This is a genomic window from Brevibacillus choshinensis (assembly GCF_016811915.1).
Classification (GTDB): domain Bacteria; phylum Bacillota; class Bacilli; order Brevibacillales; family Brevibacillaceae; genus Brevibacillus; species Brevibacillus choshinensis_A.
The window spans coordinates 5,918,925-5,944,203 of the sequence record NZ_CP069127.1; the positions used below are offsets into that span (position 1 = coordinate 5,918,925).

The following is a 25,279-nucleotide window of genomic DNA, read 5'->3' on the forward strand; positions in this document are numbered from 1 at the left end:
TGAATGAAAAAACGCCTGAACAGCCGGAACCTTGCCTCCGGACTCATTCAAGCGCCTTTGCTCTCTTTCCTATCTACTTGTCACCGCTCTAACAGAACGACGTTATCTTCAAGAATGGGCCTCGATGGCTTGCTCACCGGACAAAATTTCTTCTGCCAGCTTGGCAAGCGGCATGCGCCGTTGCATGCTTACCTGCTGAAGCCATTTGTAGGCAGCCTCTTCCTCCAGGGAAAGACTGCTCATCAGCTTTCCTTTTGCCTTCTCCACAGCTTTTCGATCCTCTATTTTCTGTTTCAAGGTGTGGATATCCTTCTTGAGCGCTACCACTTTCTCCTTTTGACTCAGGGCGATCTCTACTGCCGGAATGAGATCGTCCTCCGACACCGGCTTCACGAGGTAAGCGGTCACGCCTGCCTTGCGCGCATCCTGGACGAGTTCCTTTTGGCTGTAGGCCGTCAAGAGCAGGATCGAGCTGTCGGAAAAGGAACGGATGATCCCGCTAGCCTTGATCCCATTCAGTACAGGCATCTTCACGTCCATGATGATCAGATCCGGCTTGTGACGGTGCGCCTGCTCTACGGCTTCCTCCCCGTTTTTCGCCTCGGCGACCACCAAATACCCTTCATTTTCGAGCATCTCGCGCAGGTCCATGCGAATGATCGGCTCGTCATCCACTACCATAATCTTCGGCTGTGTCATCGTCATCCTCCTTTTGAATCGGATAGAGAATGGTCACCTCCGTACCGCCTCCGGTATTTCGGAAGTGCATGGTGCCCTCCAGGTCTTCCTTGACCAGGGTATCCACGATTTTCAGGCCCAGATGCCCTTTTTGCAGCACCTGCTCCATATCTTCAATGCCCACGCCGTCATCCGTGACCGACAGGCTGATGAAATCATCCTTGGTCACGAGCGCCACAGCGATGGTTCCTTCAGACTGATCGCGAAACCCGTGGATCATGCAGTTTTGGATCAGCTCGGTCACAATCAGCGCAAACGACGTTGCTTTGTTCGATGGCAGGTAAACCGATTCCCCTGCCACTACGACCTGTATAGCTTGCTCGGAACGCCTCATGGAAGAGACGATTATTTTCGATATTTTGGTCAAGATTTCTTTGAAATCGATCTGCTCCAGCCCATCCTGCGCCAAATACTCGTGGATGATGGCAATGCTGTTGATCCGGTTGATGCTTTCCCGGTATACCTTCTCGATTTCGGTGGATTGCGACCGCCTCATTTGCAGGCGCAAGAGACTCGCGATGGTCTGCAAATTGTTTTTGACGCGGTGATGAATTTCTTTGATGACGGCTGACTTGATCATCAGCTGCTTTTCCTTTTCCCGGATATCGGAAATATCCCGAAGAAGTATGATTCCCCCGATGATGTCGGGCTTGCGAGCGGCGGAAACCGCTTTCATCATAATGAAATGCTTGCCTCTCGACAGTTCCTCCTGGATGTACCCTCCGTGTCTCACGAAGTTTTCCGGAGAGACGCGCCACGAAAAGATGCGTTCGATGCTGACTCCCTTTTCCGGCTCTGTAAGGCCGATCAACGCGAGCAGCTTGTGGGCGCGGCCATTCACGTACGTAATGATGCCGGCCTGATCAAATAAAATCATCCCCTCGTGCATGAGCGAAGAGATTGGCATATCTGGCACAGCAAACTGAATCAGGGTCTCGCTCAGATGCTCAGTCGTTTCCTTCAGCATCTCCACGTTTTTTTCCTGTTCAACCTGCTTGGAAATATCCTGCTCCGTGATGAGTGTACCGATGGTTTCCCCAGCTGCATTCGTGATCGGCACGACACTCTGCCGCATGACGACCTGCTCCTGGGATACACCCCGCGAACCGATGACGGGCTTTCCCGTCGTCAAACAGTACATCACTGCCGGTTCATTTACCGCTGTGGCCAATTGCCCCACGACCGACCCGCTGTACATGGACCTGGCCGTGCCGGGTGAAGCCTGCGCGATGACCACCGCACAGCTTTTGTCGGCTGACGGGCAATCGATGAACATGTCCGCCTGGGACAAATCCGCAAAGATCTGCAGCTTGGAAGCCAGATCTTCTACAATCCGAATATCTTCCTCACTCAACGTGGTAGTCTGCTTGCACAATTCCCGTATGGTAAGCATACGAACCTCTTTTCACCTGCATGACGTTGGTATTGCCCTAATTTTCTCACAGACAGGCTCTAGCCGAAAAGAGGCTTATCGACAGGTAATATCTTGCAGAAATGTACGAAGCTCCAAGACTCCTTCCCCCGTATGAGAAGAGGTCCGGAAAATGTCCGCATTACCCAAGGACTGCCTCAAAAAGGCTTCGGCCCTATCCGGGTCTGCATTCGGATGATCGATTTTAGAGATCACCCCAACGCACTCTTGCGGAAAACCCTGCGAGAAGCCCGGCGGAAAATAGTTCCGGTCCCGAGTGGCATCCTGCACCATGACGACGAGCCCCGCCTCCAGAGAAGTCGCCATCAGCGTCCGGTAAAACATCGGGTTCTCACTGTACTCGCCCGGCGTATCGATCACCCAGTCACGATACTCCAACGCCTGCGTCTTTCTGGCAGGCTGCTCGTCATTGAACAGCGCTCGCACCAGGGAAGACTTTCCCGCCTCGATGGCGCCGATAATCATGACCCTTTTGCTCATGATTTGGTCACCAGCGCCGGCGTAAACCGCAATTTTCGGCTCAATACCTCGTTTACTGCTTCCACGGCCATCTCGACGGCGGAGACATCCCCGACCACGATGAGCGAACCGGTAAACCGGTCGAGGAAGCCCAGCTCCACACTCGCAGCCTTCGTCGCGATATCAGCGGCGATGATGGCCGTCTCTGTAGGAGTCAAGGTCAGGATGCCGATCGCTCCCGCTTCCTTGATCCCGAGCTTTGTGTAGAGCATGGCGTCCGGGTTGGCGATCACGTGAGCCAAGGTGACCTGTTTACCCGGAACAAATTCTTGGATCACTCTTGAACGTTCCTGCTCCATGTCTATCCCTCTCCTCCTGCTGCCCCCGGTACCTCGAATGAATCGACAATCCCCACGATTACAGCGTCGATAGGAACGCTGTTGCCAGAAAACAGGATGCGGGCAGGCGTACCGCGCGAGACGATGACCTGCTCGCCGATGCCGGCACCGATCCGGTCTGCTGCGATCACGGTCTGTCCGCCTTCCTCGCCGCGCCAGTCAATGGGCTGGACTACCATCAACTTCAGATTTTCCATGCCTGCTTCCTTTTGGGTCGCCCACACGCTTCCGATCACTTTTCCCAAAAACATGCGCTGATCACCCTTCTCATAGATAGCTGACGGTAATGCCGCGTTCTCTCATGCTGTCATGAGCCAATGGAGAGACGATCGCTCCTTTTTTGACGAGCAAGGTCGTATTGCGCAGCTGCGGCTGAGAACGAATCCAGTCAGCAGTCAGCAGCTTGCCGGAAAAGACTGCTTCCGCCTCATCCAAGGCTGTTAGAGCCGGCTGAGCGGGTTTGGCTTCTTCCTTTTGCAGCTGCGCCTTCAGCTTGGAAACGACACGCTCTGCCAGACGTTTTTGCTCGGTGAATTCGACACCCAGCTCTTTCAGCTCCTGTACATGGCGCTGGAACAGCTTTTCGTACGCAGGGGTCAGGGTCAGAGTCTGCAAGGTGCGGCGATCCGCCCGCTTGATACCCGGAACATCGGAGCCTGCGATAACGAATTTGCCGGTGACCAATGCCGAAAAGACGATTTCTGCCTTGATCGTTCCCTTGAGTCCGTTTGCAATGCGTGCTGCATTGTCGAGATCCAGCTCCGGAATGACGATGCCGACGTAATCTTTTGACACTTCCAGCGGAGCGGGGGCGTATTCATCCGCCGTCAGGATTTTACCCGCTCCGCCGCATTCGATCTTGTGCATGCCCAGCCACGAGGATGTCTCTCCATCCAGGAACAGAATGTCGTGGCAAATGCCGTGGTTTTTCAGGTGGATAAAATGATCGGTAAAGGCTTCGTGCGCCTGACTGTCACAAAAAACGTACAGGACACGGGGAGCTTGCTTTTTCTTTTCCTGATTCATCGATTGCAGGATTTCTTTTGTAATGGATGCGACCATCTCTTTGATGTCCATCAAGCTCTCACCTCCGGTAGCCGGAATAAAGCTGGCCGTTTTTGCCGATTACCTTTACCCGGTCGCCCGTTTTTAAATTGGCGGCGTTGCCTTCGTCCAAATCGACGTGGAAGTCCAGAGCAAAGCGCGGATTGACGCGAACCACGACATCCGGATACAAAATAGGACGATCCGTCTGCGTCTCCAAAATAAGGGTATCTCCGTCTTTCACTTGATAGAGCTCGGCTTCTTCGACCGACATGTGGACGTGTCTTTTGGCTACGATGACGCCTTTGGTCAGCACAACCGTTCCTTTTGCCGTTACCAGCACCATCCCTGGCGTGCCCTCGATGTCACCCGACATGCGTACAGGTGCGTGCACACCCAGCGCAAAGCCGTCAGTCCGGGAAATTTCCACTTGGGTCGCTCCGCGGGCTGGACCGAGAATGCGCACACCGTGGATGCTTCCTTTTGGACCGACCAGCGTCACCGTTTCCTGGCAAGCGAACTGGCCTGGCTGAGACAGCTCGCGCATCGGAGTCAACTGGTGCCCTTCTCCAAAGAGCCGCTCCACATCCTCCGGCGACAAATGCACGTGACGATTGGATACGCCAATGGGAATCTCTGCGATGGCCTCGGCAGCTTGATTGGCGGAAGGCTGCTGATGTTCTTCAAACGCTTTCACTTCAATCCCTCTTCCCTTCAAGTAATCTGCCGCTGCGGGGGTAATTTTGTCCCCTTTCTCCAAGAGAAAGGGGTTGGGGATGCCTGTTTTATGCATGGCCCTAAGGGATGTTTCGGTAATGACTGCCATACGGAATTACCCTTCGAGCTTTGGCAAGATCAATTCAATATCGCTGTGCGGGCGCGGGATGACGTGTACGGAAACGAGTTCGCCCACTTTTTCGGCAGCAGCGGCACCTGCGTCCGTGGAAGCTTTTACTGCACCTACGTCACCGCGAACCATCACGGTCACCAGACCGCCACCCACGTGTACTTTTCCGATCAGCTTCACGTTTGCCGCTTTTACCATCGCGTCAGCCGCTTCCACTGCTCCTACCAACCCTTTTGTTTCAACCATTCCCAATGCGGACATTTCTCCTGCCATTTCCTTTTCCTCCTTACATGTATAGACAAATTTTTAGTGGTTTAAGACGTCATTTCCGTCAAGACGGACTTGATGATGTTCTTGATCTCATCGCGGCTCAGCCCGATGTTCATCGAAGAGACTGCCTGCATGACTGCTTCTTCTGCTGTATGGTTATTCGGACTTGACTCAGCCGGCTTGGACTCCGGCATTTCCCGGATGCCGAATGCGACCCGCTTGACGTTGAACAAATGCTTCGGTCCGATATTGTCGGACGTAATGTTGTTGCCAAAGGATCCGCAGCCCAGGGTAAAGGACGGCTGAATGCCTGTGGTCGCTCCGATACCGCCAAACGTCGTTCCCGTATTCACCGGAATGCGGGATGCGGGCATCGCCTGACCGTACGCCGCGATGACGCTGTCGTCCTGAGCGTGGATACCGGCTGTGTGACCCAGACCGCCATGCTCCAGCAACTCCTGGCAGCGGGCAAAGGCTTCCTGCTGATCGTGCGCGGTGTACATCGCGAGGATGGGAGCCAGCTTTTCAACAGACAGCGGATACGCTTTCCCTACTCCTGTCTCTTCGGCGATAAACACACGTGTATCGGCTGGAATGGAGATTCCCGCCATCTGTGCAATCGTCTGAGGTGAGCGGCCGACGATCTTGGCATTGAGCGAACCGTTGACCATGATGATGGCTGCTACTTTTTCCTTTTCATGATCGTCCAGGAAATACGCGCCTTCGCGCTTCAGAGCTGCGATCATCTGGTGCTTGACCGACTCCTCGATGACCAATGCTTGCTCGGAAGCACAGATCGTCCCGTAGTCAAACGTCTTGCTCTGCACGATGCGTTTGGCTGCTGCCGCCGTATCCGCGCTGTGATGGATGTAAACAGGGACATTGCCAGGTCCTACCCCATACGCCGGCTTCCCTGAGCTGTACGCAGCCCGGACCATCGGCGATCCGCCAGTGGCGAGAATGACGTTGGTCAGCTTGTGCTTCATCAGCTCATTCGTCGCTGGCAGCGTCGGCTTGCTGACGCAGTGGATCAAACCTTCCGGCGCTCCTGCCTGCACTGCCGCCTGTGCCATGAGCTTGGCTGCTTCCAGCGTGCATGCTGCCGCGGACGGATGCGGGGAAAAGACAATGGCATTGCGAGCCTTGATGGCGATCATGGATTTGAAGATGACCGTCGATGTCGGATTGGTGGAAGGAACGATTCCCGCCACGACACCAAACGGCTGCGCCACTTCCCAGACCTTGTTTTCCTCATCTTTCCCGATGATTCCGACAGTTTTCATGTCCTTGATCCAGGCGTAGACGCTTTCTGCGGCGAACAGGTTTTTCATCCGTTTGTCCGGAACATTGCCAAAGCCTGTTTCCTCCACAGCCATGGCAGCCAGTCTCTCGGCAGCCTCTGCCCCCGCCTTGGACATTGCCGCGACGATCGCATCGATTTTCTCCTGACTGTACGCAGCCAGCTTCTTCTGTGCTTCTTTGGCCTCCGTCAAATACGTGCGTACTTCCTGGATGGAGTACAGATCAGAATCCAGCGTCATGATGATTGCTCACCTCCGCCTTTTTGCTTTTCTTCCAGGAGGCGCACCAGCTCTTCTTTCTTAGCGGTGCCGATTTCCTGAGGAGAAAGCGGGAAGTCCGCATAGGATCGAGCCAGCTTACGCAAGTCGTTGATCGACTGATCAGACAGACCGGATACGGGCACGTCTTGCGCAGGAGCAGGAGCATCTTCTTTCTTTTCTGCCGGTTGGAGCAGATTTTTAATCATTCTCGGCACATTTTCGTCAGGCCGCGGGATGACGTGTGAATGAAGCAATCTTCCGACACGTCTCGCCGCATCGGCACCAGCATCGACAGCCGCCTGCACCGAAGATACATCCCCGATGACGTAGACCGTCACGATCCCTGCATCTGCCCCTTCGTAGGTGACGACCTTCACATCAGCCGCTTTGGCAGCTGCGTCTGCGGCAGCGATCAGCGCGGGCAATCCCAACGTTTCAATCATGCCGAGTGAATATGCATGAGCGCGCATTTACATTTCCTCCCCTTCAAGAGGGACATTCCCTACGTTAATTTGACTGGCTTTATGGCAATGCTTCTCACCGCATCCGCAAATGCGTCCGCTGCAGCTTTGCATGCGGATTGGCTTCCGGTGAGCAATGCTCCACCGAAGTTGGTCTCCGTCGGCGGCCCAAAGAACTGCATCATTTGGACGTCCGCCGCTTTTAAAGCAGCGTCGATCCCGTATACCGCTTCCAATGGAGGAGCGATCAAATAAGCGAGCGGTTCCCCCTCGGGAATGCCCGCTACCTGGGACAAATAGCTGCCGGTCCGCGACACGACATGGGCGTAATAAGCATGCGTTCCTTCTTCATTCAACGAATAGAAGCAGGCTCCGCTCTCCATGAATGACACCGCAGCATCAAGTCCGCTCTGTACCTCCGATGGAGTCGCTCCCCCAATGATCCCGATGAATTCGCCTGACAACGGACCGGACGCGTGACCGGATCCCGCGTAAAAAGACTTGGCGTACACCACTTCTACCACTGCCTTTTTCGTCGCCTCGTCCACTGCCGTGTAGCCGACATCATCAATGGTCGAGGTCAACAGACCCAGACTGCGGATATGAGGCGGCAGATTCAGCTTTTCTGCGAATTGCCGATCCACATTCGGAATCAGCCGGACCGCTAGCGGCGTCGCTCGAATTGGTTTTTCCATGCGTGTCACTCCCTTCAGACCCATATCCTTTTTCAAAACGACAAAAAAGGTGCCAAAACAGAGGAAATACACCTCATGTTCATGGCACCTTTGCCTTTTGATTGTTCACTTGTTGGAATAAGATGCAAGTAAATTCTGTGATCTTATCCGTGTCTCTAATGTATGACAATGCCGGGAAAATTGCAAGCGTTTTCGCCATTCCACCTCTTGCCATTTTCCCGCATGTTATTCATCTTACATCGCTTCTGGTTACAGATAGGATCGTGAACTGCTATTCCTTCACACTGATTGTACATTCTGCCGTAAAACCGTTGTACTCGGCAACCACGGTCAGCTTTGTTCCCGCTGGAGCGTCCTCGCTCATTTTGAGAAGGCCGTCCTCGGTGATCTCGGCGTAATCCGCTTCTTTGATGCTGAAAGTGGTTCCTGAGCTTTCTTTGGTAACATCGCGGCTGCTGCGGTCGGTCAGGCGAGCGGTTACGTTAAGCTGCAAAGTGTCTCCCGGTCTCACCGATTTTCTTTTTGGCTGTTACCGCAATACTTTTTACCGTTGCCACCGTGATGGACACTTTGGCTGATTTGTTGCCGTTTTTCACCGTAATGCTGGCTCTCTTTCCTGTATTCGCATCTTCTTCAATCTGAATCAAGCCATTTTGATCTACGGTGATGCTGCCGCTATTGGAAGCATAGACGGTACCGCTCTCCTCGCTGGTCAGATCTTGCTGGCTGCGGTCGTATAGTTTGCCTGTAACCGTCAACTGCAGCTTTTCTCCTGGCAGCAAGCTTGCCCGTTTCGGCGTGACAGAAATGCTTTGCACCCCCGTATCCGCCACCAGAAAGATACCCGTTTGCTCGATATCAAAGGAAGCTTGCTTGCCTTTTTTCTTTACGTCAACCGATTTTCCGTTGGAAGTGGTCAACAGCTTCCACGATTTTTTCGCTTCATCGTATCGGTAGGCTGACAGATACTTTGACTTGGTGTCATAGGGCAGCGTGATGCGAACGCTTCCTTTGTCAAATTGGGAGATTTCCTCTCCGCCAGATTTCAGACCGAATTGATACTGATCACTGGCATGAGCCAGACTGGATGGAGTTTTCAGGTTATCTCTTTCGAAGAGATAGATGGTAAACGCATCGCTGCCATGCTTTTCAAACAGGGCGTGAGACAGCCTTACTCCTCCATCTCCTTCACTTGAAACGGCAAGGTTGATTCGGTTCTTCTCCGATGCCTTCACTACCTCACGGGAAAGCGTTGCAAACGGCTCCTGCTCCACATCTGTCCGTTTCACCCTTTTATCCGTGCGAGATCCCAGATCGCCGCTCAACTCAATTCGGAATGTTTTCTCCAGCTCAAACCGAGATGCTTTGTCGTCCAAAGAAGTTTCTATTTTCTCTATCGCCGATGCAAAGCGCTCGATCCTGTCTGCCAGATCCTCAATATGACGGTCATCTGATTCGCTCATGCCCACTTTGTCCAACAGCGCGTTCATTGTTTCGCCCAGCTTGTCTGCCCATTTGTCGGAAACATCATGTTTGCCCAGCTTGGCAATCACCGTGTCAAGGACATTGGCCAAAGCGGCGACTGTCTTATCCACATCAGCATGCTCAGACGTCGCGATGTCATCAAGCACCGGCAGGAATGCTTCGGTAAGCAAGGAATCAGTCTGTTCCAGAACCAGATCCTCGTCGCCGATGTCCTGGCTCCATTTGTCCATCATTGCGGCAAAAACGGTATCTGCCGTATCCGTGATCAAATCAAGCTCTGTCTGTTGCTTCAGCTTGCTCGCAGCGAATAGATCGGACAAGCGTTTTATGCTGGCTGAGACTTGTTGTTCCACCGTGTTTTCGTCTGTCGCGTCGGCAATGACCCGAGCTGCCTCACGGTTGGCCAGGCGTATCAGTTCCTCCGGGCTTAATGACGGTGGTGTTACTGGAGGGGTAACAGGCGGAGCGCTTACCGTTACCTCAGCCGAAGCCTCATACCCTCCGTCCTGTGTCCTTGCTGTAATCGTGGCAGTGCCTTGTTTGAGCGGTGTCACCACCCCGTTGTCCACCGACGCCACTCTCGGATCACTGGAAGACCAGCTTACGGTTTTGTTCGTGGCGTTTTCGGGTTGGATGGTTGCATGCAAGGTTCCCGTCGCTCCGCCTGCCTTCAGGGCGAGCGTCGGTTTGTTCAGCGTCACACGAGTTACCGGCACCCCTGCTCGGGTCTTAGCCGACAGTGTCGTCCAGAGGATTGAAATGTTACCTGGGAAGTTAGCGTAAATGTTGTAGGTGTATTCCGTATTGAGAGACAGTCCTTCGTGCTTATAGGACGTTGCAGGACCTGAATAAACGATGATGTCGTCGCCTCTGGTCACATCATAGTTGACTGCCCCTTCCACAGTAGGCCACGCCAGATCTACGAAATCAATGCCAGGAATGGCGGTTGCTTCGCGTTTGACGTGCACCAGGATCGTGGAAGCTGTGCTTTTGCCGGTGCGATCTGTGGCCAAAAGCCTTACGTCATAGTCCCCTTCGCTTACCCTGTCCGTATTCCATACAGTCAGCAGATCCTCAGCTACAGCATTTGTCCCATTGGCAAGCGCTGTCCACTGTTCTTTACCTGCTTCGGAAAAAGACAGCACCCAATTGAGCAGGTGACTGTCTGAAACCGTTCCCTTCAGTGGAACTTTCCCCTTCACCGTCACTCCGCCCTCAATCAGGGTGAGAGTGGCGATGGGCGCTTTGTTGTCAACATGAACATTCGCGAAATACGATTGGCCAATTTTCCCGGAGTTATCCTCGGGCCAGTATTCAACCAGGAAATACCCGTCCTCCGTGATGCTGATCGTGGCTTTGTCGCCTGCTTGAGATTGGATGTCCCCTCCGTTTATGCGATAGCTCACTTGTTTTATACCTGAGCTTGCCGTCCCGGAGTCCGTAGCTACAATATTCAGAGTGGCTTGCTCCGAATAATTGGGGGTCATCGATAAAATTGCTGATGGCAAATGGGTATCCGAAAGCGGCTCCACATAGGTGCGAAAGACTAAGTCTCCATTCGCGCCTACCTCGGTATGCCAACTTGAGCCGCTGCCATAAAATACCCTGCCGTTTTCGTAAGCCTCTGAAATAGATTGAGCAATCGCATAGGTATAGTACGGATCCGTGCTCGACGTCAAAACGATGGCGTATGGTTTTCCCGCTTCAACCAGTGGTGGCGAAGGAAATGTGATTTCTCTCCAGTCACTGCTGGTAACAGGACCTTTTAAGGCAGTTTGCGCAAGAATTTCTTCTGAGGGTGTGCCGTCTTGATTTACAGTCCGAAGGGTAACGGTCATGTCATCAGTCTCACCGCCGCGATACGCCACCATAAACAGGGAAATCTTCGTCAGATAACCGCTTTGGCTAGGAATGAAGGATTGACCTGCTTTATTACTGGAGCTAACGGCATTGAATGTTTGGTAATAATTGGATCCCACAGATTGATCCATTCTTGCTTCGGGAGCGACATACGTCCAAAACGGAAGGGTAGTGTCCTGTTTGGCGCTATTCCCCACTAGGCAAACTCCATCTTTATAAATGCTCCCTTTTACTACACCAACCCATACCGGCGAACCTGCCTCCATAACCGCAGCATAGCGCTGCCCCTTGCTCACGGGAATCGGTGTGGGAAAGGTAAAAACAACCCAATCCCAATCGTCGGCTACGAGGTCTCCTGACACAACGGCTTGGCCTAACCGATTGGATGTGGCCAAACCAGCTCCATCTGCCTGATACAGGTTTACCGTGATATCGGAGAGTCCGGTGCTTCCCTTTTTCAAATAGAATGCCACTTTTGTCAAAGACCCGCTTCTACCAGCGGTAAAAGATTGACCAATATCCTGATTAGAACTGCCGCTATCAACTGGTTCACCCGACAGGTTTGTAATCGCCATCGATTGATCAAGCGGCTCTTCCTCAGCGCGGGCGACAAGCGCCCCTTGCTGAAAAAGAGGCATCAACATCGCTATTACAAGCATGAAAGTTAGCAGCCGGTTCCCTATTTTTTTCATTCCTCCATCCCCCTTACAACATAAACTAGGCCAATCCGGGTGCATGGTCCCAAATAGACTGGTCAACCATAATCCGGTTCACACCTGAGTGATGGTAGCAGATAGACACTGCAAAAAAACCCAACTTTAGTTAGGTTTTTGGGGAGAATCCTGCGTAAAAACAAAAAAACCTAACTAGAGTTAGGTTCAATAGGTTTGTATTTTACTTTAACAGCCCCAGTTCCTTCGCCTTGCTCACCGCTTGCACCCTGCGGTTTACTTGCAATTTCCCGTATAAATGGACAATGTATGATTTCACGGTTCCCACCGAAAGGATCAGCTGCTCCGCAATCTCCTGATTAGATAAGCCATTTGCAATCAACTGCAAAATCTCCTGTTCGCGGTCGGTAAGCGGTTCATAATAGACCTGAACAGCGGCTGTCTCTTTTTTGCCGCCTGTGCCTGAGCCGGAAGAACGCAGCAATTTTGCGCTTGCCATCTGAGAAGAGAGCATTTCCAAAAACTCCATCCGATCCGCATGAAACGCGTCGGTGGTTAAGTTATTTTCCAGATACAGAACTCCCACCAACACTCCTAAGTACAGGATCGGTATGCAGAGAATCGAGCGGGGCCTATGCTGCTTCACGTAGGCATCCCGTTCAAAGATACCGGATCGGCTGGCATCGCTGAGAACGACAGACTCCCTCGTTCTGGCTACGTAATGAATGATAGCGGCCGGAATATTTTCAAACTCATCCAGCGGGGCTGCCTTTTTTATCGATTCGACCAACTCATTGGCCTGTTTTCCCGCCTCTACGCACAATTCGCCGTCTTTCTCCAGCAGCACAAATCCTTTTTCAGCACCTGCACTTTTGATCGCGGTGTCGAGATAGGAATCCAGCAGCTTCGGCAAATCGGTTTCCTTGGAAAACTCCTGCATCGCTTGCAGGAAGGTCTCCAGATCCATTTCCGGAGAAGAACCAGTCTTGGTAGTGGTGCTGCTGAAGAAGGGCCCCAGCTCATTCTGTGATCGGAGCGGTTCTTCCGGGCTCTCGGTCAGCTGCTCTTGCTGCAGCTGGGGATATGTTTCCCGCAGTTGTTTTACTTTTTCCGTCGCTCCCCATTGGTGAAACGCTTGCAAGGATTGGGTGAGATAAGTTCCGGCAAATCTCTCTTTTTTCCTGGACAGATAAAAGGCGGCAGCCAGTTCGCAGGCGATTGCTTCATTTCGTACGTATTGCTGTTCCTTTGCCGATTGGATAGCCTGATCGTACAAATCCATCGCCGCTTGATCGCGTCCGTCAATCCGCGCCCGCTCTGCTTCCATCAAGAGATATTTATGCAAGAAGTTGTCCGGACAACTTTCTGCCCATTTTTTCATTTGCCGGATATTTTTGCGCAAGACCTTCAGGTGCTTGCTTCGCGCAGGCGGAGAAAAGGACTGGCATTCAGCCGCAATGGCCAGCGATTGATAGAAGACCAGCTCCGGCACATGCAGCAGGTGGGTGGAATATTTCAGGTATTCCCGGGCTTTCTCGGCAAATCCGATCGCTTCCTGATAATGGCCAAACAGGAAATGGATTTGTGTTTTATAGGTATAGTACTGGTAAAAGGTGGTGACCTGCGTCTCCTCACTTTGAATGTCTTGCAAAAACTGGTCCTCATCAAACTGATCGTCTGTCAGCGTAAAGCGATGATGGGTTTTGCCTTGCAGGTTGCGTACCACCTGCAGATAGACATAGAAGTTTTTCCGTACAAATTCTTCGTTCAGCTGTTTCAAAACAGCGAGATATTTCCCGACGATCTCCGCCAAACCGGGCAAGGAGCCCCACGCATAATAGCCATTGACATGTGTCCCCATAGCATAGCTGGCAAAGATAAAATCGCCGCTTTCCAAGCCTAGCTGCAACGCCTTGGCGAGGTACTGCTCGGATTCCCTTGGATGGCGTACCCACTGACTCAGCACACCGCCGGCGGTAACAAAGGTGCGGCATTTGAAAGTGGCGTTCGGGTATTTCTCCATGACCTGCAGGGCGATCTCCCCCATGCGGTCGCCTTCCTTGTAGTGCCCCATACCGAGGCTTAGAACCAATCCGAACAGGGCATAAGCGGCCGAGGAAGCTTCCGTGTTTCCAGAGGCAAGCGCCAAGCGGATATATCTGCACATCAAGACCACATAGGCTTCCTTGTTGACGAAAAAGGCAGGTGCGGCAATCGCCATAATCAATTCCATGATCGCCTTCACCGTAGGATCGCTGACGTACGGCAGATCTACAAGCGCATCCATCCGCTTGCTCAGCTTCCATCTGGTTACGAGAGACTCCCGAACGATCGTGACCAGCTTTGGCTCGTACGCAATCGACACGTCGAACTCTTCCAGCCCTTGCAGGCCGAGCTGGATCGCCTCCACATACTTGCCCAGATTGATATAGAGCGCAATCCGGATGCGATATACCTCGACCCGATCGATTTTATCACGGGCCCTAAGCATCAACTGGACAAACTGTTCCTCCGCGGCTTCATAATGGGAGCATAGATACTCACACTCCGCCCGGCGCAGATGAAGCTGGAAGGCTAATTCATAATGGTCCTGCCAAGCTAGCTCTGACAAGAGACCCAGTCCCGAACGAAAATGGTTTAACGCTGAGAAATAAGCGGTCGATCCCTTGGCTTTTTGCCCCGCCTGCAGATTCAGCTCCGCCAGCCTTTTCTTTTCCTCTTCTGAAGCGATACGGTCTCGGCCTATGTTAAGGTGATGAACGATTTGATAGATTTTCTCATCCAACTGACGAGAATCCGCTGTTTCCAGCATCATCCTGCCGATCAATAAGTGAATCTCTTTCTTTTCCTCATCGGAAATAAGCGAATAGGCCGTTTGCTGAACACGGTCATGCAAAAAAGCAAACGAGACATTGAAATCGTCCTCTATCGTCCGTGCAGCCTCGCCATGGTCTTCATAGAGATAGGAATAGGAGTCGTCCATCGGCAGAAGCAGCCCCGCCGTAATGGCCGGAAGCAGCCGGCGAGCGGTTTCAGAAAGAGATTCCCCGGCTGCCAGCGAAAGGGTTTTCAGATCAAAGCTGTTTCCCATGCAACCAGCCAATCGAAGCGCATTTCTGGTATCCTCGGGAAGCCTTTCGATTTTCTCGATCATCAACGTGATCACATCGGCGAAGCTTTGTTTCTTCTCGATTTCCCCGAGACTCCACTCCCAACGTGCGCTGTCGGTGCAAAAGTAAAGCAGTTCGTCCTTGTGCATCGCCTGCAGCAGCTGTTTGAAATAAAACGGGTTCCCTGCCGTTTTCCGGTATACCGCTTCGGCAAGCGGGCGGGCTCGTTCCTTTTCACAGTGCAGCGTTTCGGCAATCAACTTCAGCGTATGGTCAAAAGCAAGCGGGTGCAGCTGGATTTGACTGGTGGCAATCCCTTTTGCCTGCAATCCGGCAATGGATTTCATCAACGGATGTTGCTCGCCCACCTCATTCTCCCGGTAAGCACCTGTAAGCAGCAAATAGCGGCTGCCCGGATCGGTAATCAGCAGGCGCAGAAAATCAAGCGAGGCCTGATCTGCCCAATGCAAATCATCCAGAAAAATAATCAACGGATGGTTGCGGCTGGAAAACACCTGGACAAACTTGCGGAATATCAGCTGAAACCGATTTTGCGCTTCTGCAGGAGGCAATTCCTCCACCGGGGGCTGCTCTCCAATGATCAGCTTCACTTCCGGTATGACCTCCGTCACCACCGAACCGGCTCGTCCCAGTGCGCGAAGCAGCTTCTTTTTCCAGTCGGCGATTTTTTCCGCAGGCTCTGTCAAGATTTGACGAACCAGGTCTTGGAAGGCTTGGATCAAAGGAACGTAAGGAATCTCCTGCTGCAGTTGATCAAACTTTCCGACGATGAAGTATCCCCGCTCCGCTACGGCAGGACGGTAAGCTTCAAAAGCCAATTCTGTTTTTCCTACGCCGGAATAACCGGAAATCAGGGTCAGTTCAGTTGCGCCGGTCCTGGTCCGTTTGTATGCGTCTCGTAGGCGAATCACTTCCTCTGCTCGCCCATAAAGAGTGGAGGGGATTTGAAATTGGCTTAATTCGTCCATTTGGCCCAGCGGGAATACCGAAACGTCGCCTTTTGCTTCATACTGCTCCCGGCAGTTGGCAAGATCGCACAGAAGTCCGTACGCGCTCTGATATCGTTCTTCCGGCGTTTTCGCCAACAGCTTCATGATCACCTCGGAAATGATCCTTGGGAGCTCGGGCATCCGATGGTGAGGAGGGATCGGTTTTTTGGCAATATGGGCGTGAACCCAGTCCATCTTGGTCTCGGCGTACAGCGGGAGCTGCCCCGTCAGCATTTCATAAAAGATCACACCGAGTGAATACAGATCACCTCGGAAATCGATCGCTCTGTTCATCCGCCCTGTCTGCTCCGGCGACATGTAAGGCAGGCTTCCTGCGAAGGAGTGGGTGGGAGCGCTTTTGTGGCTTTCGCCAAGAAGGCGTGTGGAGTGGCTGAAATCGATGATGCAAACCTGCCCGGTCCGCTCGTTGATAATAATGTTGTCCGGTTTTAAATCCTTATGAATCACACCATGCCGATGCAATTCCATCAGCGTTTGGCAGAGCTGCATGGCAATCGGGAAAAAGAACGGGAGCGCAGGGCGGTTCCTCTGCAGATAGGTTTTCAGCGAGAGGCCGCCATTGTCCTCCATCACCAGCACGACCGTTCCGCCTGTCTGTTCCTGGTACAACGGCTTGACAATTCCCGCGATGTTCAAGTGCTTGGTCACTTCGTATTCGTGCATGAGCTTCGCGGTATCGCTGGTGGTAATCTTGTTTCCCGTCAGAGCCTTAATGATCAGAGACCGACCGTCTGCCTTGCGCACGGCACGGTAGATGCTCTTTTTTTCGCTCTGGTAAATCAATTCGTGAAGGGTGTATCCGGGGATTGCATTCATCTCAAAAACTCCTCAGCATAGGCCGTTACCGTACTCTTTTATGGGTTAATTATATAGTTCCTCCAATTATTCATCTACAGGGAGAATAGCAAAAGACAGCAATTTCTTTAAGAAAACGCAGCTACGCCCAAGCCTTTTGGGCGTGGGCTTTCTGATCGACCAAAAGAAAAAACCTAACTTTTGGTTAGGCGCTTGCTTGTCAAAACTGACAGCTTTTTATATAAGATCTGCAGCCCCAGGCGTCGATTAAGGAAACGCAGCATGGGTTCATTCCCCTGCTCCACGAAGCACATGCCATACGGAAATGTCTGGTGCGCCCTGCGGATCACCTCTGCTAGCAAGGCGATCCCCCGGGCCTTTTGCTGAAATGGCTTTTGGACGAACAGCGTTTTGTAGAGAAGCATGTTGCTGGCAAGCTGCTGGACGATCATCCACCCAATCACCTGACCTTCGTATCGCAGGCCAAGGCTGTAATGGAGGTCGATTTTATGTTCATCGATAAAGGGAGAGAGGATTGGTTGGTACCAACGGCCACAGCCTTGCTCCACCTGCTGCCTTTCATGCGCGGACAACTCGCCCCAGGAGAAGGTGGAAAAGCCGGCAGACAAGCCAAGCTTCTCCAGCCAAGGCAGCTCGGTCAGCTGTCCCTCCCGCAATCCGAGGGTATACATCTCGATGTTCGTCCGAAGCGGCTCCCATTGCTCCTCGCGAAAAAAGCCGTCGAGCCAGCCGAAATCCTCCGCCTTTATGATGGAAAAGCAATCGGTAGTCAGCCCGTTCTGCTGCCTGATCTTCCCTTCCGCCTGCCTGAGCAAGGCACGGCCGATTCCCCGTTTTTGATAGCCCTCCGCTACGACGAGAGAGACGATCTCGCCACGCTGCCTCTCTGATTTACAATATCCTGCCACCAGACCAACAGGTTGATTGTCACTGACCGCCCCGAATGCCCAGACTGATCTTCCGTTCAATTGCCGCAGCAGGGCGCGATGTTTGGGATGGAGCATGGGTTGGTACGGGTGTGCGGTTGCTGATGCAAGTTCGATAAGGTGGTACACCTCTGCTCTCTCCTTTTGCGTGAATAAATGGCGTTTCCCAGTCGAGGCGTTTTTTTTGAGTTAATCGGGGCTTCCGATATCCCATTTTGCGGTAACCGAATTGAAGTCAGGATCGAATCTGTTCCCTGCACGGTCACGCAGCATCCTCGTAGTAAATCTGATTTGGGTATCTGCTGTTGGAGCCTGTCCCAGCTGATCGATAAAATCAGATCGCAGAGTCACGGTGATCTCATTTCCGGACACGGTAACAAATACAGCCTCGGCGAAATCTTTGACATTCCCAGAAGAGGTATCGTCAAAATCGCCGTTCAGAGCAATCTCGACACGATCAAAAAGCCTGGAAAAACTGTTCGACTGACCGCTTAATTGCTCGTCAAGCGGTTCGCTAGCATGCAGAGTAAATACGCTGTCAGCCTGCTGCACTGGCGTCACCAGCTTAGGCAGTGTTGCGTCAAAATAGACCGGAATCTCCACAGTGCTGGTAGTGATGTCGCCATTTGTATAAGCAAAGGTAAGGTAGGATGTGTCGCCCTCTGAAGCATCTGGCGCAGCCTTGAACGTTACCCCCCTCGTCTCTTCATCCTTTAAGACAGTGAGTGTATCTTCGTCATAGCCGTATTTGACATAACCGGCGTCAGCTCCGTCCACGATGACGTTGAATTGGTCCGTATTTGGATCATAAGAGAAGCTGCCAGGCTTATTGTTCATATACGCTTCCACGTACTCGCTCATTTTGTGCTTGAAAGGACCACCGGATTGCACGTCGTCAAGCAACGTTATACTTGAGAGGGAATCTTCGGCTCCAATTCCCAAGTATATCTGTGCATCCCCTTTGCGCAGAATCCTTGGACCGAAGAAGAGCTTCTTCGCTTTTTCAATATAGTCCAACAGTTCGGCTTTCTCCGGCTCGCTGTCGCTTACCGCCTCCACCTTTGTTTTGGCGGCATCAATATCCGCTTCCGTCGTATCTGGACGCAGCTCTACCTTGTCATTATCAGTGTACAAGGCTTCCACCGCTTGTCTCGCTTCTTCCAGATTGCTGTCGCCGGGAACCTGATCGTACAACTGCTGCGCCTTTTTCACATCTTCCTGCAAGCCGGCTTTATCCGGCACACTGTTGCCCAACCGCTCCACCTTGTTTCGCGCGGCGTCGATCGTTTCCTGCGTGACACCTGGCTTCAGCGCCGTTTTCGTGTTGTCGGTAAACAGTCCGGCTACCGCTCTACGGGCGATGGCCAGATAATCAGGCTGGGGAGGCGGATCGACAGGCGGACTGACGATGACAGGATCTTTGAATCTGATTGTGAAATTCTCCGTCGTGACATCCGCTTTCGCCCGCTTGATTTTCCGCTTGTCAACGGTAAAGCTGACATCATTCCTGCTGTCGGTTTGTGCATGTTTTTTCGCTTTGCCGGTAAACGATACGGTAAGCTCGTCCTCTGAATCCCGCTCCACTTTTATGGCGAGTCCATCCGGCAGGTTGTTTGCCTTTATGTCTTCCTCGGAGATATCACTGCGAAACGAGCCATTCTTCAGCTTGATCGTTTGTTTGGCAGTAATTCTCCCGTCATTGTCCTCCGCCTCTTCGATGGTCGCTTCTCGAACCGACAATTCCGTCCTGTCTGGCAGCTCTTCATCATTTACCCACACTTCGAAATAAGATTCCACATCGCCTACCTTGGCTATGATGTCCGTTACGCCTGTCCCTTTTGCTGTGACCGCGCCAACAGAATTAACCGTTGCCACCTTCTTGTCGGCCGTCCGCCAGTTGACCTTGCCCGTGACGACCCGATCCTGATCATCATAGGCAACGGGGAGCAGCTTCAACAATTTGTCCTTCTTTTTATCCGTATAGAGCTGCGCATCCTCAGCCAGCGCAAAGATCTCCACGCGGTCCACCTCGGCGCCTTTTCCCGCGATCGTGAACGGTTCAGCCGTTGCTTCCGCTTCTCTATGCTTCATCGCAATCGTCACAGTCTGCTCTTCTTTGGCTGCCCGCAGAGGGGAAAAGCTGATCAATGCTTTCCGCTCCTGCTCAAGCCAAATAAAGCTTCTGATGCTGATTCGCTGCGGACGTTTTCCGTCCACCGACAACGTAAACTGGAAATTCCTTGGAGAAGGGGCTTTGTCAGGGGTATCTTGAAACGTAACCGTGATCAACCCGTTCGTTGCGGTAATCTCTTCTTTTTCTTCCTGCGCTGCTTCTTTTTTGGCGGCATTATCAGCTTGCTCGCGGTTTTCATTTGCCGTAGAACCTGCAGACGTGATTTTCCCAGTCAAAGTAACTGTACGCGCTTCTGCCTGAGAGACTTTTGCTGTACTTGCAGGAGTTGAGGTTTCTGCGAATGCATGGCTGATTGCCGATAGAAGAAAGCCGGCCGACACAACAGCGGTCACGATCGATTTGGACTTTTGATTCCTTTTGCTCATACTCGATTTTTGCTCCCCTTTGGTTTGTACTAAAACGATCAAAGCGTAGCAAAATGGGAAAACAAAAAAACCCAACCAAAGTTAGGTTTTTTGCGAAAACTAGGTGGATTTCCCCCATTTCACGCTCTCTCTGCTTTTCTTCGTCCACCACCAGCTGAAAAACATCCGGTCTCGCGTAATGGCCGACCACATCAAAATCAAACCAGCTGTATGCGATTTGCCTCAAGTCGAGTTCGTCAGCTCAATCGCTTTTTGCGTGGTCGCCTTCCGGTTCGTGATGACGGAAGCGGCTTGTACGACAGCCACGCGATTCCGAATTTATAGTAACGGGAAATGGTCTTTCTGTACTCATCCATTTTTGCTGTTCTTCCATCATCCATTTGCCTCTCGAGGAATTCCATCGATCTTTCTAATTTTCGCCATATAACAGACACACCGCCCGATTATCTTTGTCTTGTAGCCGCCACGGGCAAGGCACAAACTACCAAGCATACACCCTTAGGAGGAATATGAAATGAAAAAGAGAATGGCAATGGCAGCAATGGCTCTGGCAGTATCCGCAATGGCAGGCTCCGCTTTCGCAGCAGATGAGCCTGGCAAAACCACCAGCCAGGCAGCCCCGCAAAATACGGTCAAAGCGCAGCTCGTCACCATGCCAGCGATATCCCTGGAGCAAATGGCGAAAGAAAAAGGAATGACGGTAGAAGCACTGATCGCTCAGCTCCAGAAAGAAGGCAAGCTCACCAAGGCAACAAAAGCGCTCGAGATCGTTTCAATCAAGCCCAATGACGGCAGTAAGCCAGTAGAAGGCACTAAAACCATCACAGCTTCCACATTGAAAATGGCGCACATAAACGCTGATGGCGCTACGATGATGGAAGTCATCAATCTGGAAGATTTGGCAAAGGAAAAGGGCATTACCGTAGATGAGTTCATCTCTCAGCTCGAAAAAGAAGGCAAGCTTGCGCAGGCAGTGAAGCTCGTACCTGCTACCCCCGTTCACAAATAAATGAGCAAAAGCCTCTGACCACCATTTCGGCCAGAGGCTTTTTTGCGTTTAGGGTAAGTCGATTGCCTTACAGCGTCAGACCGCCATCAATCGTCACGATCGAACCTGTCATGTAGCTGGACCCTGGGGATGCCAAAAATGCGACTACGTTCGCCACTTCATCTGCGTCTGCCATGCGTCCAATACGCGGAAACTGGATCTCTGGAACATGGCCCGTTTCCTCGATATCTTTCTGCAAACCTGCTACCAGGCTGGTCGTTACCCCGCCCGGGCATACCGCGTTGACGCGGACCCCTGTTTTCGCGTACTCGATCGCTGCCGATTTGGTCAGGCCGACTACTGCGTGCTTGCTCGCCGAATATGCAGACATGCTGTGCTCGCTCTTCAGACCTGCCGTAGAGGCGGTGTTGATAATGGAGCCCGATCCTTGCTTCACCATGACTGGGATGACGTATTTGAGGCCCAGAAATACTCCTTTCAGGTTCACGGACATGACCCGATCGAACTCTGCTTCATCGACATTTTCCAGGAGGCTCGGCTTTTGGATAATACCTGCGTTGTTGAAGAATACATCGATGCGGCCAAATGCCTCCAAAGCTTGGTTCACGTAATTTTGAACATCGTCAGACTGGCTGACGTTGGCTTGCACGAAAATGCCTTCGCCGCCTTTTTCCTGGATCAGAGCCAATGTCTCTTCACCGGTTTTCTGATTGAAGTCGACCAGCACCAGCTTCATGCCTTGTTCGGCCAGCTTCAGGCTGGTCGCACGCCCCATGCCGCTGCCCGCACCCGTTACCACCGCTACTTGTCTTTGCTCTGACATGATCTACTCACTCCTTGGATTGTTGATGTTCTTCGAGATTCTTTACCATTCGTTTGTAGGAAACCAAGAGCTGACTGATTTCCTCGTCCGAAAATCCAGCCCAGATCGCATCCGTCAGGGTAGCGTATCGCTGGTTGATCGCATCATGAATCTCTTGGCCGAGCGGCGTGATGGCCAGCAGCGTCACCCGCCTGTCGTTTTCAGGGATTTGGCGTTCAATGTACCCTTTGCTTACCAGCTTGTTGGCGAGATTGGTGACGGCAGGCAAGGTGATGGACAGCCTTTCCGCCAAATATGAGCTTTTCACCGCTCCCTCCTCAGCCAAGATCTCCAGGATGTACACCTGCGAGCCGGATAGATCGGCGTCGATGATCTTCCCGTAGGAAATGACGAATTTGCGCATCATGATCGAAAGCTGTCTCGACAGCTCCTCTCGTTCTTTCATAGCGATGACAGTGTCACCTCTCTATTGTTCATAGATTTAATAGTTAATATCTTTAACAATTTAAATGTACTCCTCTTCCCCCTCTTTGTCAACACGTCCCTCTCGCCATCTTTCAGACACACAGCTGGTATATGATAGACGCTCCGGCGCCAAGCACATTCGCTGCCCGCCGCTTTTACAGATGATGCCATGCTTTGTTTCCACTCTTCTTGCTATCATGGATGGGAACAAATGAGTCGATAGAAATGAGGTAGCCCGGAAGTGAAACGAGTCCTTTTGATTGAAGACGAAATGCCGATCGCCCGGTTGGTCCAGGTCTACCTGGAACGGGCTGGTTACGCGGTTCATTGGAACGAGGGAAACGAGGAGGCCGTAGATACGTTTCTGGCGTGGAGGCCGGATATGGTCTTGCTCGATCTGATGCTCCCCGATCGAGATGGCATGGATATACTGGAACGCATCAGACAATACGGGAGCTGTCCGGTCATCATAGTGACTGCGCGGGGCTCGGTTCCCGACAAGCTGCAAGGTCTGACTCTCGGGGCAGACGACTACATCGCCAAACCATTTGATCCTGAGGAGGTGGTCGCACGTGTGCAAGCTGTGCTGCGACGCTCCACTTACATAGCGGAGGCAGACGCGATCCGGTTGGGCAGCTTGACGATCGACTTTAGCGCCCAGCTCGCTACTTTGGGGAAGGAACCGATTTCCTTGATGCCCCGCGACTGGCAGCTGCTTGCCTTTTTGGCCCGGCATCCCAATCAATGCTTCAGCCGTGATCAGTTGCTCGACCAGGTGTGGGGGATGGATTTTGAAGGAGGGGACCGTTCCGTGGATACGGCAATCAAACGCGTTCGCAAAGCGCTGCAGCAGTGGTCAGGCCTGGAGGGAGAAATCTCTACGATCCGCGGAATGGGGTACAGCTTGCGTGTTTACTAGTTGGCCATTTTCCCAAAAGACACCTGTCACTTCTGTCCCCCTGTTGCGTTACTGGACGTGGCGATATGCGATGATTCTCTTGATCATGCTTGTTGCCATCGGCTTGTTCGGGATCTTTTGGATCCGCGCTACTACGATGGAGCAGCAATTCGAGATTCTGGAAGCGAGGACGCTCCTTCTCGCAGATTCCTACTCCAAAGCGGTTCAAGTGGTTCCGATGGCCAAGCTGAACGCCACCTTGAATGTCTCACCGGCCACTCCAGCTGTCCCAGCCACAGCAGCTTCCCGATCCATCACCTCTCCCGTTGCAGGTGCGGTCTGGGAAAGCAAACCATCCGCTGTTTCTCCAGATGTGCCGACCAGCGGGAATGCCGCCACAGCAGCAGCGATCACCACCAGAGTCATGCCGGCCATTCCTCTCAATCATATCGTGCAGATTTACGACGAAGCCAACAAGCAAGTCGTGAGTGCAGACCGTGTCGCCAGTCTCAAAATCAGCACATTGCCTGCTCCCGCCCCCCCGGCCGATAGCCAAAAGGAAACGAGAGAAGTCATCGACACGAAAGACGGCACATGGCTGCGAGTCGGCGTCCCTTATAACCAGCAGCACTCCGCGGGCGGCGTGTACTATGTGAGCACGCGCCTCAATACCGACCAGGTGCAAACGTACATCATGATCATGATTTCCATCGGCGTCATCACACTGTGCGGCTGGGCGATCGTCTATGTCCTCTCCCGTTCCCTGACCCTTCCACTTCGGCAGCTGGCAGTAGCGGCCCAGCAAGTTTCGTCCGGCAACTACCGACCCGAGCTGCCGGACGCGACCAGAATCAAGGAATCGGAGATCAGTCAGCTCATCCATTCCTTTGACGACATGACGAACAGACTCGGACAACTGGAGCGCATGCGGACCGATCTGCTGGCCGGGGTCTCCCATGAGCTGCGCACCCCGGTCACTTCCATTCGCGGCATGATTCAAGCCGTCAAGGACGGTGTGGTTACCGGGAAAGAAGCCGATGAATTCATGCAGATAAGCATGGATGAAGCCAAACGTCTGCAGGCCATGGTGAACGATTTGCTTGATTTTACCTCCCTGGAAGCGGGTGCGATCGCCAAAGAGCTGTCCCCTGTTCATCTCTCCTCCTATTTGAAGCAGATCGTCTCGCAATGGCATGCAGTACCCGCCTTTTCTGCGGTACATGTAACGATCCTGGGTCTGCCTGAAGAAATTGTTTGGAACGGAGACAAAGCTCATCTCACGCAAATTCTGCTCAACCTTTTGAACAACAGCGCAGCTGCGGGAGCATCTTCGATCGAACTTAGGATCGAGCAGTCAGAAAAGCTCCTCGCCATCGAGGTCGCAGACAACGGCAGGGGGATTCCTTCTGATGAAGCGCCTTTTATTTTCGAGAGGTATTACAGAGGAGACAGCAAACGAAAGAAAAAGCAGGGGCTTGGTTTGGGATTGACGATATGCCGCATGCTCGCCAATGCGAATGGAGGCGATGTGAAATTGCTGGACACCTCTGCAAACGGCACTTCATTCCTCCTCACACTCCACAACTCGTCCACGGGGTGATACACGACCGCTCCTCTTCCGTTACAATGGAGGGGAGTTTTTTTCATTTTTCCATCGAACCGATCGGGACTTGGCATCGTTACCTTTTCAAAGAAGGTAGAGACCAGGAGAAAAAGAGGT

The 25,279-nt window shown here is 52.5% G+C and carries 21 protein-coding genes and 1 pseudogene; 3 read left to right on the plus strand and 19 right to left on the minus strand.

The annotated features are described in order from the left end of the window. Positions 1–108: 108 nt before the first annotated feature. The 17 genes and pseudogenes from JNE38_RS29425 to JNE38_RS30880 form a co-directional block, all read right to left on the minus strand. Positions 109–705, minus strand: coding sequence for an ANTAR domain-containing response regulator (locus tag JNE38_RS29425; RefSeq protein WP_428993684.1), 597 nt, complete (start codon positions 703–705; stop codon positions 109–111). Continuing rightward, on the minus strand, positions 668–2,131 hold the full coding sequence (locus JNE38_RS29430; RefSeq protein ID WP_203354557.1) for a sensor histidine kinase: 1,464 nt from the start codon (positions 2,129–2,131) through the stop codon (positions 668–670). Before JNE38_RS29430 ends, JNE38_RS29425 begins: the two co-directional genes overlap by 38 nt. Before the next feature lie 75 nt (positions 2,132–2,206). Further along, the gene (locus JNE38_RS29435) at positions 2,207–2,650 is read right to left on the minus strand and encodes a EutP/PduV family microcompartment system protein (RefSeq protein ID WP_203354558.1); all 444 of its coding nucleotides are present in this window, start codon (positions 2,648–2,650) and stop codon (positions 2,207–2,209) included. Beyond that, entirely contained in the window at positions 2,647–2,988 is a 342-nt protein-coding gene (eutS, locus tag JNE38_RS29440) for an ethanolamine utilization microcompartment protein EutS (RefSeq protein ID WP_203354559.1), read from the minus strand. Before eutS ends, JNE38_RS29435 begins: the two co-directional genes overlap by 4 nt. Before the next feature lie 2 nt (positions 2,989–2,990). Continuing rightward, positions 2,991–3,278, minus strand: a complete 288-nt coding sequence (locus tag JNE38_RS29445) for a EutN/CcmL family microcompartment protein (protein ID WP_055745817.1) — start codon at positions 3,276–3,278, stop codon at positions 2,991–2,993. 16 nt (positions 3,279–3,294) lie between these two features. Further along, the gene (locus JNE38_RS29450) at positions 3,295–4,104 is read right to left on the minus strand and encodes a hypothetical protein (RefSeq protein WP_203357800.1); all 810 of its coding nucleotides are present in this window, start codon (positions 4,102–4,104) and stop codon (positions 3,295–3,297) included. Between the two features lie 7 nt (positions 4,105–4,111). Next, complete coding sequence (pduL, locus tag JNE38_RS29455; protein ID WP_203354560.1) at positions 4,112–4,897, minus strand: phosphate propanoyltransferase; 786 nt, start codon at positions 4,895–4,897, stop codon at positions 4,112–4,114. A gap of 6 nt (positions 4,898–4,903) precedes the next feature. Further along, complete coding sequence (locus tag JNE38_RS29460) at positions 4,904–5,191, minus strand: BMC domain-containing protein (RefSeq protein ID WP_122915147.1); 288 nt, start codon at positions 5,189–5,191, stop codon at positions 4,904–4,906. Positions 5,192–5,232: 41 nt separating this feature from the next. After that, positions 5,233–6,729 carry an acetaldehyde dehydrogenase (acetylating) gene (locus tag JNE38_RS29465; protein ID WP_203354561.1) on the minus strand — a complete coding sequence of 499 codons (1,497 nt, stop codon included), beginning with the start codon at positions 6,727–6,729 and terminating at the stop codon, positions 5,233–5,235. Beyond that, the gene (locus JNE38_RS31025) at positions 6,726–7,220 is read right to left on the minus strand and encodes a BMC domain-containing protein (RefSeq protein WP_203354562.1); all 495 of its coding nucleotides are present in this window, start codon (positions 7,218–7,220) and stop codon (positions 6,726–6,728) included. The genes JNE38_RS29465 and JNE38_RS31025 overlap by 4 nt, the downstream gene beginning before the upstream one ends. Before the next feature lie 32 nt (positions 7,221–7,252). Continuing rightward, entirely contained in the window at positions 7,253–7,906 is a 654-nt protein-coding gene (gene eutL, locus JNE38_RS29475; RefSeq protein ID WP_203354563.1) for an ethanolamine utilization microcompartment protein EutL, read from the minus strand. Positions 7,907–8,177: 271 nt separating this feature from the next. Then, positions 8,178–8,399 carry a hypothetical protein gene (locus JNE38_RS29480; RefSeq protein ID WP_203354564.1) on the minus strand — a complete coding sequence of 74 codons (222 nt, stop codon included), beginning with the start codon at positions 8,397–8,399 and terminating at the stop codon, positions 8,178–8,180. Continuing rightward, the gene (locus tag JNE38_RS29485) at positions 8,389–11,943 is read right to left on the minus strand and encodes an Ig-like domain-containing protein (protein ID WP_203354565.1); all 3,555 of its coding nucleotides are present in this window, start codon (positions 11,941–11,943) and stop codon (positions 8,389–8,391) included. Before JNE38_RS29485 ends, JNE38_RS29480 begins: the two co-directional genes overlap by 11 nt. Before the next feature lie 202 nt (positions 11,944–12,145). Beyond that, complete coding sequence (locus JNE38_RS29490) at positions 12,146–16,879, minus strand: helix-turn-helix transcriptional regulator (protein ID WP_203354566.1); 4,734 nt, start codon at positions 16,877–16,879, stop codon at positions 12,146–12,148. 173 nt (positions 16,880–17,052) lie between these two features. Further along, positions 17,053–17,934, minus strand: a complete 882-nt coding sequence (locus JNE38_RS29495; protein ID WP_238933509.1) for a GNAT family N-acetyltransferase — start codon at positions 17,932–17,934, stop codon at positions 17,053–17,055. A 60-nt stretch (positions 17,935–17,994) separates the two neighbouring features. Further along, the gene (locus JNE38_RS29500) at positions 17,995–20,364 is read right to left on the minus strand and encodes a toxin Cry1Ac domain D-VI-related protein (protein WP_203354567.1); all 2,370 of its coding nucleotides are present in this window, start codon (positions 20,362–20,364) and stop codon (positions 17,995–17,997) included. 99 nt (positions 20,365–20,463) lie between these two features. Continuing rightward, a pseudogene (locus JNE38_RS30880) lies at positions 20,464–20,599 on the minus strand (nitrilase); the annotation flags it as partial. Positions 20,600–20,878: 279 nt separating this feature from the next. Between JNE38_RS30880 and JNE38_RS29505 the strand changes: the two are divergent. Next, a complete protein-coding gene (locus tag JNE38_RS29505; protein WP_203354568.1) occupies positions 20,879–21,373 on the plus strand; it encodes a hypothetical protein in 495 nt (164 codons plus the stop codon). Positions 21,374–21,440: 67 nt separating this feature from the next. Here the strand turns inward: JNE38_RS29505 and JNE38_RS29510 are convergent, their stop codons facing one another. Both JNE38_RS29510 and JNE38_RS29515 read right to left on the minus strand, forming a co-directional pair. After that, entirely contained in the window at positions 21,441–22,196 is a 756-nt protein-coding gene (locus JNE38_RS29510; protein WP_203354569.1) for an SDR family NAD(P)-dependent oxidoreductase, read from the minus strand. Between the two features lie 7 nt (positions 22,197–22,203). Further along, positions 22,204–22,641, minus strand: coding sequence for a MarR family winged helix-turn-helix transcriptional regulator (locus JNE38_RS29515; RefSeq protein WP_203354570.1), 438 nt, complete (start codon positions 22,639–22,641; stop codon positions 22,204–22,206). Between the two features lie 261 nt (positions 22,642–22,902). On the opposite strand from JNE38_RS29515, the gene JNE38_RS29520 reads away from it, so the two are divergent. Continuing rightward, the gene (locus JNE38_RS29520; protein WP_203354571.1) at positions 22,903–23,580 is read left to right on the plus strand and encodes a response regulator transcription factor; all 678 of its coding nucleotides are present in this window, start codon (positions 22,903–22,905) and stop codon (positions 23,578–23,580) included. Beyond that, positions 23,570–25,159 carry a sensor histidine kinase gene (locus JNE38_RS29525; RefSeq protein ID WP_238933510.1) on the plus strand — a complete coding sequence of 530 codons (1,590 nt, stop codon included), beginning with the start codon at positions 23,570–23,572 and terminating at the stop codon, positions 25,157–25,159. The genes JNE38_RS29520 and JNE38_RS29525 overlap by 11 nt, the downstream gene beginning before the upstream one ends. The last annotated feature ends 120 nt before the right edge of the window (positions 25,160–25,279 follow it).

Excerpts from the sequence above, each read along its gene's own strand:
- JNE38_RS29485 (WP_203354565.1), bottom strand. The coding sequence starts at position 11,943 with ATGAAAAAAATAGGGAACCGGCTGCTAACTTTCATGCTTGTAATAGCG.
- JNE38_RS29425 (WP_428993684.1), bottom strand. The coding sequence starts at position 705 with ATGACGATGACACAGCCGAAGATTATGGTAGTGGATGACGAGCCGATC.
- JNE38_RS29445 (WP_055745817.1), bottom strand. The coding sequence starts at position 3,278 with ATGTTTTTGGGAAAAGTGATCGGAAGCGTGTGGGCGACCCAAAAGGAA.
- JNE38_RS29510 (WP_203354569.1), bottom strand. The coding sequence starts at position 22,196 with ATGTCAGAGCAAAGACAAGTAGCGGTGGTAACGGGTGCGGGCAGCGGC.
- JNE38_RS29430 (WP_203354557.1), bottom strand. The coding sequence starts at position 2,131 with ATGCTTACCATACGGGAATTGTGCAAGCAGACTACCACGTTGAGTGAG.
- pduL (WP_203354560.1), bottom strand. The coding sequence starts at position 4,897 with ATGGCAGTCATTACCGAAACATCCCTTAGGGCCATGCATAAAACAGGC.
- JNE38_RS29505 (WP_203354568.1), top strand. The coding sequence starts at position 20,879 with ATGAAAAAGAGAATGGCAATGGCAGCAATGGCTCTGGCAGTATCCGCA.
- JNE38_RS29460 (WP_122915147.1), bottom strand. The coding sequence starts at position 5,191 with ATGGCAGGAGAAATGTCCGCATTGGGAATGGTTGAAACAAAAGGGTTG.
- JNE38_RS29515 (WP_203354570.1), bottom strand. The coding sequence starts at position 22,641 with ATGAAAGAACGAGAGGAGCTGTCGAGACAGCTTTCGATCATGATGCGC.
- JNE38_RS29450 (WP_203357800.1), bottom strand. The coding sequence starts at position 4,104 with ATGGACATCAAAGAGATGGTCGCATCCATTACAAAAGAAATCCTGCAA.
- JNE38_RS29500 (WP_203354567.1), bottom strand. The coding sequence starts at position 20,364 with ATGAGCAAAAGGAATCAAAAGTCCAAATCGATCGTGACCGCTGTTGTG.
- JNE38_RS29465 (WP_203354561.1), bottom strand. The coding sequence starts at position 6,729 with ATGACGCTGGATTCTGATCTGTACTCCATCCAGGAAGTACGCACGTAT.
- JNE38_RS29490 (WP_203354566.1), bottom strand. The coding sequence starts at position 16,879 with ATGAATGCAATCCCCGGATACACCCTTCACGAATTGATTTACCAGAGC.
- eutS (WP_203354559.1), bottom strand. The coding sequence starts at position 2,988 with ATGGAGCAGGAACGTTCAAGAGTGATCCAAGAATTTGTTCCGGGTAAA.
- eutL (WP_203354563.1), bottom strand. The coding sequence starts at position 7,906 with ATGGAAAAACCAATTCGAGCGACGCCGCTAGCGGTCCGGCTGATTCCG.
- JNE38_RS29435 (WP_203354558.1), bottom strand. The coding sequence starts at position 2,650 with ATGAGCAAAAGGGTCATGATTATCGGCGCCATCGAGGCGGGAAAGTCT.
- JNE38_RS31025 (WP_203354562.1), bottom strand. The coding sequence starts at position 7,220 with ATGCGCGCTCATGCATATTCACTCGGCATGATTGAAACGTTGGGATTG.